The sequence below is a fragment of the Streptococcus sp. 210928-DFI.4.42 genome, assembly GCF_020554365.1.
Classification (GTDB): Bacteria; Bacillota; Bacilli; order Lactobacillales; family Streptococcaceae; genus Streptococcus; species Streptococcus parasanguinis_S.
On sequence record NZ_JAJCHF010000034.1, the window covers coordinates 1 to 12,005 of the forward strand.

Below are 12,005 nucleotides of genomic sequence, written 5' to 3' on the forward strand. Positions count from 1 at the left end.
AGGTGGGACGACGAAATCGAATTCTAACGAATTACCGATTTCTGTCCCACGCTCTCTTTTGCTTTGTAAAGGCCCCTCTTAGTCGCAATTTCTTTAGAATTAAGGTACAATAAGAATACAACTTTTCACGTATTGGAGGAGCAGATGTTTAAGTGGATAAGACGCCTGATTGGCATGGTGATCGTTTTATTGATTTTATTAGTGATCTTGTTGGTTCCTGGAACTATTCCTGAAGGGGAGCAGCTGAGAAATGTGCAGGCAGGGAGTTCTTTGATTGAGCTGGCTCAAAATGCTGTTTCAAACGCCTCTGTGAGCACGGAAGGACTCTCAACTGAGCTAAGTCTCAATTCTGTACAATTAAGTCAGGTCGTAAAAACAAGTGCTGGATCCGCCCTTGACAATTCTGACTATCAAAAGATGGCACTAGGAATGGATGGCAATGACCTTCACGTCAAAGTTCCTGTATCATTAGGGCCAGTTGATAGCTATCTAGATTTAACCATGACCGGTCAAGTCGAAAACAATGTCATGAATTTGACTGTGACCGGTGCTAAATTAGGGAAAATGCCCATTCCAAAATTCTTGGTTCTCAACTATTTGAAGGATCAATCCAATCAAAATGGAGGCGGCTTTACAGTGAATGGTGATCAAATCACCCTTGAGATCCCTCAAGCAGGCTATAGTATCTCAAAAGCGAGAGTGGAAAATGGCAATGCGAAGGTAACAGTTAGTATATCCTTGTTTTAAGTCTTTGAAAATGGAGTTGTCATGCTTGTCTTTGAATTTTGTGCAGAAAATTTAACTTTTATTGATAAGGCGATTGCTGCTGGGGCAGGTCGCATTGAACTGTGCGACAATCTGGCAGTAGGCGGAACCACACCGAGTATTGGTGTGATCAATGAAGCAATCAAACTGACAAGAGAGAAGTCTGTGGATCTATGTGTCATTATCCGACCCCGTGGTGGCGATTTTGTCTACACTGATCTGGAAGTCGAAGCTATGCTGACGGATATTCGGGCTGCGAAAGAAATAGGGGTTACTTCTTTTGTGCTGGGTGCTCTGACGAGCGATCGAAAGTTGGACCAGAGGGTCATGCAGCTTTTACTAGCAGCCTGTGGAGAGGCAGAGGTTGTCTTTCATATGGCCTTTGATGAGTTAGCTCATACAGATCAGCTAGAAGCGATTGAGTGGCTTTCTGATCAGGGTGTGGCCCGTATTTTAACACGAGCTGGAAGTCCAGGTACCACACTAGAGCAACGTTTTGCACACTATCATCGTTTATTAGATGCGGCTAAGGGAAAGATTCAGATCCTGCCAGGTGGGGGTGTGACCCTTGATAATCGTCAGCTCTTTTTAGAGCAATTGGGCGTTTGTCAACTGCATGGCACGCGCATCGTGTTTTAAAAAAGAAACGATCACTGCTTGAAGTAGTTTTGAAGATCCGTTATCAAGGTTGGAGACGTTGTTTCCAGCCTCTTCTAGTGCAAAAATGAATAAGGGAGAGAAAATGTTTTTAGAGCATTATTTTGACCGATACACCTTTCAGCCAGAAAAGGGATTGGCTTTTGGATTTGAAAAGAGAGGGGCAGGCTATGAGTACCAGTGTCCCGTCTTATCGGACTCTTTTCTCTTAAAGGTCCGTGTCTGCGACCAGAAGATATCTTTTCAGGTCTATGATCAGGATACAGGGGACGAGTATATCCAGATCCATCAGGAACAGCTACAAGGAAATTTCGTTGGCCAAGTCAGAGAAGCTTGTCAGGAAAGTCTTGCAAGGATTCGCCAAGCTTGTTTTGAGGTAGAGAAATTTCTCTATCCTCAAGCCAAGCGTCTCATGGCCTATATCTCTCTGTACTATCAGGGAACGATTGAGTATTTGTGGGAGAGATCTCCAGAATCTGGTGCCATTCGCCACCGAGACACCCTCAAGTGGTATGGTGTCTTTATGACCATTGATTGGAAAAAACTAGATGCTGGCAAGTCTGGGAAAATAGAAGTTTTGAATGTTAAGTCTGATCAAGTAGCCCGTTTCATCCAGCAGAAGGGGATTTATCCAGCTTTTCATATGAATAAAAAATATTGGGTGAGTATCCCTCTAGATGAAACAATTACTGATGAGGACTTGTTTGCTCTAGTGGATAGTAGTTGGCAACTCACAAAAAAGGGGAAATAAGATGAATCTGTTGAGGAAATTATCTTGGTTTTTTAATTTAGAGAAGAAGCGATACTTGATCGGGATAGGGGCCTTGATCTTGGTTAGCTTTTTAAATCTCATTCCTCCAAGAATCATGGGCCTTGTGATCGATTTGATCGATAAAAGAAAGCTGACACTGGGGCAGTTAGTTATGGATATTGCCCTTTTGGTCCTCTCAGCTCTAGCCATGTATGGCCTTCGTTTTGTTTGGAGACGCTATATTTTTGGGACGGCCAATAAGTTGGCTCGGATCTTGCGTTACCGTTTGTTTCAGCAATTTACGCTCATGTCTCCGTCTTTTTATCAGCGTTATCGGACAGGTGATCTCATGGCCCATGCTACTAATGATATTAATGCGGTAACCATGTTTGCTGGTGGCGGGGTTATGTCTGCAGTGGATGCTTCTGTGACCGCCTTGGTGACCCTAGTCAGCATGTTTTTCATGATTGATTGGCGCTTAACCCTCTTAGCTATTTTGCCTCTACCGGTTATGGTGGTAGTGACTTCCGCCATTGGACGCAAAAACCACAAAGCCTTCAAAGAGGCCCAAGAAGGCTTCTCAGAGCTGAACAACTTTGTTCAGGAATCAGTATCAGGAGTCAAAGTGACCAAATCCTTTGGCTTTCAGGCAGATGAGATTCAGGCTTTTGAAAAAACCAATCAGATGGTCTTTTCAAAAAATATGACTTCAGTCGGTTACAATGCTTTGTTTGATCCGACTACTCTTCTTTTTGTCGGTCTCTCCTATGTTTTGACGCTCTACTTCGGGGGGCTATTTGTTCAGGAAGGAAGCCTGACGGTTGGACAAATCGTAACCTTTATTACCTATCTCAATATGCTCGTCTGGCCCCTTCAAGCCATGGGCTTCTTGTTTAATATTAGTCAGCGTGCTAGCGTCTCCTATGATCGGATTGAGACACTTTTAGCAGAAACACCTGATATCCAAGATCCAAGTCAACCAGTTACAGTCATTCAAAACGGAGATTTGGAATATGACATTGAAGAATTCGCCTATGAGAAAGAGCCTGTCCTTGAGAAGGTTGCCTTTCATTTAGAAAAAGGGCAAACCCTTGGAATTGTAGGACCAACTGGATCTGGAAAGACTACCTTGTTGCGTCTCTTGCTTAGAGAGCATGACTTGGAGCAGGGAGATATTTTGCTCAATGGAATCTCCATCAAACATTATCGCTTAGAGGATCTTCGAAGCTTGATCGGCTATGTCCCTCAGGATCAGATCCTTTTTGCCATGACCATTCGTGAGAATGTAGCTTTTTCAGATCCACAGATCGAGGAAGAAGAGGTAATGAAGGCTCTGAGAACTTGTGGAGTCTATGAGGATATTCTGGTCATGCCAGACCAGATGGAGACAGTGTTAGGAGAGAGAGGGGTCTCTCTTTCTGGCGGGCAAAAGCAAAGAATTGCCATGAGTCGAGCATTGGTCATGAATCCTGAGATCTTGATTCTGGATGATTCCCTGTCTGCAGTAGATGCTAAAACGGAGCACCAAATCATTGAAAATATGAAGCTAGAACGCAAGGGGAAAACAACGATCATTACAGCCCACCGCCTATCAGCGATCGTTCATGCGGATTTGATTCTAGTAATGGAGAATGGACAGATCAAGGAGCGAGGAAATCACGAGGAATTAATGGCTCAAAAAGGTTGGTACTATGAAACCTACCAAGCCCAACAATTATCAGAAGAAATGGAGGGAAAGCTGAATGAAAACATCTGAAGCTCATGTGATGAAGCGGCTCTTGACTTACATGTGGCGTTATAAATGGCTAACAGCCCTAGCCTTAGCCTTTACCTTCCTAACTAGTCTGTTATTGACGGCGATCCCACTTGCAGCTCGCTGGTATATTGACCACCTAGTGGATCCAACAGAAGCCGGCTCTCCAGTACTGACAGCTTTTCAGTTTTTGATTCTCTACTATGGGTTATTCATTGGGCGTGTGCTGGCAACTTACCTGAGCCAGTTAACCTTTGCGTGTGTATCCAATTCCATCGTAAGAGATATCCGTCTAGATATTTTCAAAAATCTTCAAAGACTGGGCATGTCCTTTTATGACCAGACAGCAGCAGGTTCGATTGTCTCGCGTGTGACCAATGATACACAGGCAGTCGCAGATATGTTTTCTACGGTCTTTTCAAGCCTGGTTTCATCCTTTTTACTCTTTCTAGTCACCCTGGTAACCATGTTTAGTTTGGACTGGCATTTGACCATTTGGATCCTGCCTTTTCTTCCCATTATTTGGTTTTCCATCCGTCTCTATCGCAAGTTATCCAATCGCTTGGTCAAGATGACCCGACAAAAATTATCAGATATCAATGTAAAATTATCGGAATCCATTGAAGGAATGCGGATCGTGCAGGCCTTTCGTCAAGAAAAGCGCTTGACGGATGAATTCGAACAGATTAATGGGGAACATTTGGATTACGCCAACCGATCTGTGGATGTCAATTCCCTCTTTTTGAGGCCAGCTATGACCCTGTTACAGGTTCTGGCTTATGCGGTTATTCTAACCTTTTTCGGCCTAAATTGGCAGTCCTCTGGCTTTACAGCAGGTCTTATCTATGCCTTTATCCAGTATGTTAGCCAGCTTTTCCAGCCCTTGATTGATGTCACTCAAAATTTTGCAACCTTGCAGACCTCTACCATTTCAGCAGCGCGTGTCTTTGAGATGATGGATCGAGACGACTATGAGCCCAAGCAAGCTGGTAGCCTGAAAGAAATCGAGCGGGGAGATATTCGCTTTGACCATGTATCTTTTTCTTATGATGGCAAACGGGATGTCCTAAAAGATATCTCCTTTGAGGTCAAAAACGGACAAACCATCGCTTTTGTTGGTCATACTGGTTCTGGTAAATCCTCTATTATCAATCTCTTCATGCGCTTTTATGAATTTGATCGTGGCCAGATCTTGATTGATGGACAGGATATCAAGGACTATAGCCAGGAAGCCTTGCGCAAGTCCATTGGTCTAGTGTTGCAGGAACCCTTCCTCTATCATGGAACCATTGCTTCTAATATCCGAATGTATCATGAAGAACTGACAGATGAGGAAATCCGACAAGCAGCTGCATTTGTGGATGTAGCAGACTTTATTGAGAGTCTACCTGGTGGCTATGATCATCCGGTAACAGAGCGGGGTTCTACCTTATCGACCGGTCAGCGTCAGCTTCTGGCTTTTGCCCGGACCATTGCTGCTCAGCCTAAGATCCTCATTTTGGATGAGGCCACTGCCAATATCGACCAAGAGACGGAAGAGATGATCCAAAACTCTCTGAAGAAGATGCGCCAAGGGCGGACAACCATTGCCATTGCCCATCGTCTTTCTACCATCCAAGATGCCGATTGCATCTATGTTCTCGATAAAGGAAAAATCATCGAATCAGGCAATCACGATCAACTCATTGCTCTAGGAGGAACGTATAAGAAAATGTATGATCTCCAGGCTGGTATGATGAAATAAGGACAAACAAGGAGAGTGGGACAGAAATCGGTAATTCGTTAGAATTCGATTTCGTCGTCCCACCTCCGCACAGTTGAGTAGGGCTGTAAAAGCTGATGAAAACAGCGTAGTAGAGCCCACTCAACCACTGCGTCTTGCTCGACAATCCAAAAACAAGAGGCTAGGACTTTTGTCCCAGCCTCTTGTTTTTCTTGCTTGAAAGCTGTAAAATAAAGAAAAGAACAGAAAAAGGGAGCATACACCATGTCAAACGATCTGATCATGATGGGAGTTGTGATTGTCTTATTTGGACTCTACTTCACCCTTCAAGTTGAGCTCAATAGAGTCAGAAATCAATTTACTCATTATCTTCTAAAACCAGGTAGTATTTCCAAGGAACAAAGAGAGAAGTACCTCAAAGAACCAGAGATGGAAGCGATTCGCCTGATCCGCCTCGATTATCGGATCGGCCTTCAAAATGCCAAACTTGTTTATGAGCAATTGAAGAAATAAGAAAGACCCTCGTATAGTCTATATGAGGGTTTCTCTTTCAAAAAAAGGCGTAAGCTTTGGTAAAACATTGGTCACATCTGCCGATTTGATCTTGGCGAGTTGATAAGGACAAGAAGCGATGTAGGCTGCTTCAAAGAAATCAAGCGGAAGTCCACTGTGTTTTAAGGCAGCAAGGGATTGAACTTGGCTGAGTTCTAAAAGGATCCCATCGTGGGTCAGGGTCAGATGAGGAAGAAGAGGAGACTGGGCCATCAAGGTCTTTAGACTGGCTTCTTCTTCTTTTTTTCTGGCTAAGAGTCGCTTTTTATTGGTCAGATACATACCGTTATCAATGTAGAGACTCAAAGCCTTTTGCATGATCAGATTGCTATCATAGTCCAGAATCGTCTTATAGGTCAAGACTGGCTTTAGAAGGTCTTGGGGAAGAATCATGGAAGTGATACGAAGAGCAGAAAAGAGATTGGTCGAAAAAGATTTGATATAGATGACTCGGTCCTTTTGATCCAAATAATGAAAAGATGGAGCATTGCTGCCATCAAGATCTCCAAGATAGTCATCCTCAACAAGGTAGACATCATATTGGTCAGCTAGTTGCAAGATCGCTTCTTTCTGCTTGGTCGAATAGCTATGACCAAGCGGATAGTGAAAACGAGGGATCGTGTAGAAGAATTTGATATGGCCACTTTTGAAAATCTCTTCAAGTTCCTCGAGATCAATCCCCGTTAAATTACGTTGAATGGTACGGTAGGCAAGTCGCTGCGAATCTAAGAGTTGGTTCATCCGATGATAAGTCGGTTGCTCGATCAAGATCTGCGATTTTTTATTGGGAAAGTCAATCTGGCTGAGGATATTGAGCGCCTGCTGGGTACCAGCAGTCAAAACAATCTGATCCGCAGTCGTATAAATACCTTCTTCCTTCAATAAGCCTTGAATCGATTGACGTACTTCGAGTAAGCCTGCTTGGTCCGAAAAGTTGTTGAAGAGATAATTCTCCCGTCCAATCAAGGTTTCATTGATACAGGTCCGGAAGTCCTCAAAAGCCTGGTTGCGGTCTTTCTCTAATTTTAGTGGAAGATCCTCATGTCGATTAGGTTCTTGCTCCAAAACATAGTAGCCACTTTGAGGCTTAGCATAGAGGAAGTGCTGGTAAGTCAAGTCCAGCAAGGCCCGTTGCACTGTGTCCTTACTACAAGAAAATTGACTAGCTAACTGGCGAACGGAGGGAATTTTCTCTCCAGTTTCCAGTTCTCCATCTTGAATGGCTTTTTTTAGTACATGAATAATTTGTTGGTATTTGCTCGTCTTCATCCTGACTGTCCCCATACAGTTTTTTTCTATTGTACAGAAAAAATCACAAAAAAACCACTCCGAAGAGTGGTGAGCGTATTACATAAAGTAAACGATGGCTAAATACTGAAGAGCAGAAGCTGCCAGGATGAAGAGGTGCCAAATCATGTGGAAGTATGGTTTTTTCTTAGCATAAAAGCCAGCTCCAACCGTGTAGCACAGACCGCCCATGAGCATGAGACCCCAGAAGATCGGATTGGTTTGGCTAACGATTTGGGGAATAATAAAGATGACCAACCAGCCCATGATCAAGTAAAGAGCGAGACTGAACTTTTCATTGACTTTTTTGGCAAAGATTTTGTAGAGAATACCAAAGATGGTGGTCCCCCATTGGATCAAGATAATGCTGTAGCCCATCCAGTTGTTCATCAAGGTGAGGACGACCGGTGTGTAACTACCTGCGATCGCAATGTAAATCATGGAATGGTCGATAATACGAAGCACATACTTTTGAGGTGAATCGTAAGACATAGCATGGTAGACGGTCGAAGACAGAAACATCAAAAAGAGGCTGATCACAAAGATAGAAGTCCCAAAAGCACTGAGGAGACCGTGTTGCTCAAAGCTATAGACTGCTGAGATCGGAAGTAAGATCAACATGAGGAGGGCGCCAACAGCATGGGTTACGCTATTGGCGATCTCTTCTCCAAAGGATAATTTTTTACTTAGTTTCATGGTGTAATTCATTAGTTTCTTCCTCCGTTTTTGCTGGTTGAATGTAAGATAGGGTTTCAAGATAAAGTTGAACCGTCTGACAGGCAGAGCGAATGATGGGAGCGATCGGCTCTTTTTGCTCATTGAGATAAGCGACAAAGCTATTATAGAGAAGATCTGAACTCGCCTGGTCCTGCAAGAAATTTAAGGTAGAAGCGATCTCCTGAATAGAAAAGACCGTTTTTAAGGTTGTAATAGCGATCAAGCGAGCCACCTGTCTACGCTGGTATTTCTTCTTATCTGGTTTTTCGACATAGCCATGTTTTACGTAATTGTTGATCATGGCAGCCGTCAAGCCCTTATCTGAAGAAGGGAGGAAAGGTGCACAGGTTTTATTGACATAAAGTAGAACCTGATCGAGATAGAGATCTAGCTCAGGTAGTTGCTCCCACGTTGGATAGGAAAAAGTGGTCACGAAATCTTCACCTTTCTTAAATCTAGTTTTCATAACTAGATAATAACATTTATAAAAACTCCTGTCAAGAAAATTTAAAAAATATGGTACAATAGACCTATGAAACTATTAATTCCATCCGCTAAAGAACTGAACGAACAGGCTCGTATCGTCGAGCCCCAACCCTTGTCAGAGAACACAAAAACCATCCTCCAAGCTTTGAAGCAATTCTCCCTAGAAGAATTAGCGACCTTTTACGGGATCTCAGAGGAAAGAGCCCTAGTAGAAAAGGAAAGAATTGAGGCTCTGTTAGCTGGGAGTGCTAAAACCTATCCTGCTTTGGAATTGTTTGATGGCCTTATGTATCGTAGTATCGAGCGTCAAGACTTATCCGAAAAAGAGCAGGCCTATCTTCAGGAACATTTGTTGATCACCACTGCCCTTTATGGAGTTATCCCGGCCTATGAAGGGATTGCGCCCCATCGCTTGGATTTTATGATGAAGCTAAAACCAGCTGGAAAATCTCTAAAGGCATTCTGGAAAGAGGACTATGATCAGGTAGTAGAAGGTGAGGAGCAGATCTTATCCCTTTTGTCTTCTGAGTTTGAACAGGTCTTTTCAAAAGCCATTCGTGAGCGAATGATTCGGATCAAATTCATGGAGAATCGTGGTGGGACACTGAAGATTCACTCGACGATTTCAAAAAAAGCACGTGGGGCCATGGTGACAGCTATGATGAAGGAAGAAATCACCCAGCTAGAAGATCTGAAATCATTAGAAGTAGCAGGTTTCTTTTATCGTGAGGATTTATCGCAAGAGAAGGAATGGATCTTTGTGAAAGAATAAATAAAAATATTCCTGAGAAGCGTCAGGAATATTTTTTTGATCTGTTAGATAAAGAGAATGCACGATGAAAACTCCAAAATAGAGGATTTTGGAGTCAGAATCGTCTTGAGCAGTAGGCTTAGGCGATATGTTTGAATTTCTTCAAGAGTTCTGTCAACTCAGCTTGCTCGCCACTATTAAAGACTTGCATCAAGCGTTGAATATTCTTGATATGATCTGGAAGAGCTTCTTCGATCTTTTTACGACCGGCATCTGTAATAGATACAAGATAAGCACGGCGGTCTTCTGGATCGGTTTCGCGTGTAATCCAACCATCTCGGACCATATTGCGAATAACCACAGTCATATTTCCAGAGGTCGCAAGAATGCTGTCAATCAGATCTTGAATGCGGAGATCGCCTTTACTGTACAAGGTTTCAAGTACAGAGAATTGAGTTGGTGTCAACTGGTGCTTTTTAAAGATATGAGCCTCAGACGCACGGATCAATCGTTCTGCCTTGTGGAAGACGATCATGGTTTTTAAATCTACGTTTGCTTCTTTGAATAATCTCTTTAAATTTTCCATATCTATATTTTATCAATAAATAGTATTTCTGTCGTTTAATTTTATTTTCAAATTAGTTACAAAATTGTGACAAATTTATTAAACTATCAACAAATGATAGCATAGATGTTAATTTTACTTTGTTTATCAAACAATTTTATACTAAAACATTGTAACAGGTATGAAATATTAGTAACAATTCTTTCTTGAAAATCTATAGAATTCTAGGTGGCTTTGGTGTATAATGAGGGAGTGAAACAGAAAAATTATCTTTTTATAATATGGCAACATATAATAGGAATCTGTATCTTAGTGTTGACGGTCCTTTTTTCTTGGCTATTTCTTGCTGAAAAAACTTCAGATCGCTTGCAGGATCAAAGGGCGCAAGCAAGAAAAATAGCTCTGTCTCACTCTTCGATTGCTAGCATTGAGACGGAGAGTTTCTTTCATGGCAAAGAAGCCTATCTTTCCTTTATTGGCAAGGACCAAGAGGGGAAAGAACTAGCGGTCTTAGTAGGGCAGGTGGATGATGCAGTCTATACCTACCCTTTGAAAGAAGGAGTTAGTTCTAAAGAGGCAGCTTTTGTCGTCAAAGAGAAGAGTCAGGACGCGATTGATGGGGTAACTTTTGGACGCTTTAAAGGCAAACCGATCTGGGAAGTCAAGGCTGGGAGCTCTTATTATGTGGTGGATTTCAAGACTGGGAAAGTCACCGGTGTTTTTTAAGATTTGAGGAGGAAATATGAAATTATCAAATCGTGTATTGGAAATGGAAGAAAGTGTGACCTTGGCTGCAAATGCGCGTGCCAAAGCTTTGGCAGCAGAAGGTCGTGATATCTTAAGTTTGACCCTGGGTCAACCTGACTTTGCGACTCCAAAAAATATTCAAGAAGCAGCAGTCGCTTCCATCGAGGATGGTCGCGCTAGCTTTTATACGGTAGCATCTGGACTTCCAGAATTGAAGGATGCCATTAGCGACTATATGAAAGAGTTTTATGGCTATGCAGTGAACCGAAATGAGGTTGTGGTCGGTACTGGTGCTAAGTTTATCCTCTATGCCTTCTTTACTTCTGTCATCAATCTAGGTGATGAAGTCATCATTCCAACCCCTTGCTGGGTTTCTTATGTAGACCAGGTCAAGATGGTAGAAGGCACACCTGTTACTTTCCAAACAACAGAAGAAAATCACTTCAAGGCAACGGTTGAGCAACTGGAAGCAGCTCGGACAGACAAGACCAAAGTTGTCTTGCTGAATTCGCCATCCAATCCAACAGGGATGATCTACAGTAAAGAAGAACTCGAAGCAATCGGAAATTGGGCTGTCGAGCATGACATCTTGATTTTGGCAGACGATATCTATGGACGATTGGTCTACAATGGCAATACCTTTACGCCCATTTCTAGCTTATCAGAAGCGATTCGCAAGCAAACTATCGTGATAAATGGAGTTTCTAAAACCTATGCTATGACAGGTTGGCGGGTTGGTTTTGCTGTAGGAGATTCTGAGATTATCGGAGCTATGGCCAAGGTGATCAGCCAAACAACTTCCAACTTAACAACCGTTTCCCAATATGCCGCAATCGAAGCCCTCACAGGAGACCAATCTTCTATTGAGATCATGCGTCAAGCTTTTGAGGAACGCTTGAATACTATTTATCCTTTGTTGAATGAAGTACCTGGTTTTGAAGCCATCAAACCTCAAGGAGCCTTCTATCTCTTCCCAAATGTCAATAAGGCCATGGAGATGAAGGGCTATACAGATGTGACGGAATTTACCACAGCAATTTTAGAAGAAGCAGAGGTTGCTTTAGTAACGGGAGCTGGCTTTGGTGCCCCTGAAAATGTTCGCTTGTCTTATGCGACAGATTTGGATACCTTGAAAGAAGCTGTTCGCCGACTCAAGGCCTTTATGGAAAAATAAAATTACAAGATCCTTAGTAATGATGAACCGCACCCCAAAAGTTAGACAGAAAAAATCTAACTTTTGGGGTGTTTTTA

Annotated in this window: 13 protein-coding genes; 9 read left to right on the forward strand and 4 right to left on the reverse strand. The window is 42.6% G+C overall.

Annotation, left to right across the window (positions count from 1 at the left end; all coding sequences use genetic code 11):
• Positions 1 to 144: 144 nt before the first annotated feature.
• The 6 genes from LIZ08_RS09750 (at position 145) to LIZ08_RS09775 (ending at position 6,162) form a co-directional block, all read left to right on the forward strand.
• Positions 145 to 747: a hypothetical protein gene (locus tag LIZ08_RS09750; protein WP_227038773.1), complete on the forward strand. Its 603-nt coding sequence runs from the start codon at positions 145 to 147 to the stop codon at positions 745 to 747.
• Positions 748 to 768: 21 nt separating this feature from the next.
• The gene (locus LIZ08_RS09755) at positions 769 to 1,404 is read left to right on the forward strand and encodes a copper homeostasis protein CutC (protein ID WP_003001640.1); all 636 of its coding nucleotides are present in this window, start codon (positions 769 to 771) and stop codon (positions 1,402 to 1,404) included.
• A gap of 103 nt (positions 1,405 to 1,507) precedes the next feature.
• Entirely contained in the window at positions 1,508 to 2,173 is a 666-nt protein-coding gene (locus LIZ08_RS09760) for an MmcQ/YjbR family DNA-binding protein (protein ID WP_227038774.1), read from the forward strand.
• Between the two features lies 1 nt (position 2,174).
• Positions 2,175 to 3,929 (forward strand): ABC transporter ATP-binding protein, encoded by a 1,755-nt coding sequence (locus LIZ08_RS09765; protein WP_227038775.1) that lies wholly within the window; start codon positions 2,175 to 2,177, stop codon positions 3,927 to 3,929.
• On the forward strand, positions 3,916 to 5,670 hold the full coding sequence (locus LIZ08_RS09770; RefSeq protein ID WP_227038776.1) for an ABC transporter ATP-binding protein: 1,755 nt from the start codon (positions 3,916 to 3,918) through the stop codon (positions 5,668 to 5,670). Before LIZ08_RS09765 ends, LIZ08_RS09770 begins: the two co-directional genes overlap by 14 nt.
• 243 nt (positions 5,671 to 5,913) lie before the next feature.
• Positions 5,914 to 6,162 carry a hypothetical protein gene (locus tag LIZ08_RS09775; RefSeq protein WP_070587338.1) on the forward strand — a complete coding sequence of 83 codons (249 nt, stop codon included), beginning with the start codon at positions 5,914 to 5,916 and terminating at the stop codon, positions 6,160 to 6,162.
• 18 nt (positions 6,163 to 6,180) lie between these two features.
• Here LIZ08_RS09775 and LIZ08_RS09780 read toward each other — a convergent pair whose 3' ends face one another.
• From LIZ08_RS09780 to LIZ08_RS09790, 3 genes are all read right to left on the reverse strand, one after another.
• Positions 6,181 to 7,485 (reverse strand): PLP-dependent aminotransferase family protein, encoded by a 1,305-nt coding sequence (locus tag LIZ08_RS09780; RefSeq protein WP_227038777.1) that lies wholly within the window; start codon positions 7,483 to 7,485, stop codon positions 6,181 to 6,183.
• Between the two features lie 63 nt (positions 7,486 to 7,548).
• On the reverse strand, positions 7,549 to 8,196 hold the full coding sequence (trhA, locus tag LIZ08_RS09785; protein WP_003011253.1) for a PAQR family membrane homeostasis protein TrhA: 648 nt from the start codon (positions 8,194 to 8,196) through the stop codon (positions 7,549 to 7,551).
• Positions 8,171 to 8,671 carry a DUF1836 domain-containing protein gene (locus LIZ08_RS09790; RefSeq protein WP_227038778.1) on the reverse strand — a complete coding sequence of 167 codons (501 nt, stop codon included), beginning with the start codon at positions 8,669 to 8,671 and terminating at the stop codon, positions 8,171 to 8,173. Before LIZ08_RS09790 ends, trhA begins: the two co-directional genes overlap by 26 nt.
• A gap of 66 nt (positions 8,672 to 8,737) precedes the next feature.
• Between LIZ08_RS09790 and yaaA the strand changes: the two genes are divergently transcribed.
• On the forward strand, positions 8,738 to 9,463 hold the full coding sequence (gene yaaA, locus LIZ08_RS09795) for a peroxide stress protein YaaA (RefSeq protein WP_227038779.1): 726 nt from the start codon (positions 8,738 to 8,740) through the stop codon (positions 9,461 to 9,463).
• A 118-nt stretch (positions 9,464 to 9,581) separates the two neighbouring features.
• Here the strand turns inward: yaaA and LIZ08_RS09800 are convergent, their stop codons facing one another.
• Complete coding sequence (locus tag LIZ08_RS09800) at positions 9,582 to 10,028, reverse strand: MarR family winged helix-turn-helix transcriptional regulator (protein ID WP_003001765.1); 447 nt, start codon at positions 10,026 to 10,028, stop codon at positions 9,582 to 9,584.
• 291 nt (positions 10,029 to 10,319) lie between these two features.
• On the opposite strand from LIZ08_RS09800, the gene LIZ08_RS09805 reads away from it, so the two are divergent.
• Both LIZ08_RS09805 and LIZ08_RS09810 read left to right on the forward strand, forming a co-directional pair.
• Positions 10,320 to 10,733 (forward strand): DUF5590 domain-containing protein, encoded by a 414-nt coding sequence (locus LIZ08_RS09805; protein ID WP_125826924.1) that lies wholly within the window; start codon positions 10,320 to 10,322, stop codon positions 10,731 to 10,733.
• Positions 10,734 to 10,749: 16 nt separating this feature from the next.
• On the forward strand, positions 10,750 to 11,928 hold the full coding sequence (locus LIZ08_RS09810; protein WP_125826925.1) for a pyridoxal phosphate-dependent aminotransferase: 1,179 nt from the start codon (positions 10,750 to 10,752) through the stop codon (positions 11,926 to 11,928).
• Positions 11,929 to 12,005: the final 77 nt, after the last annotated feature.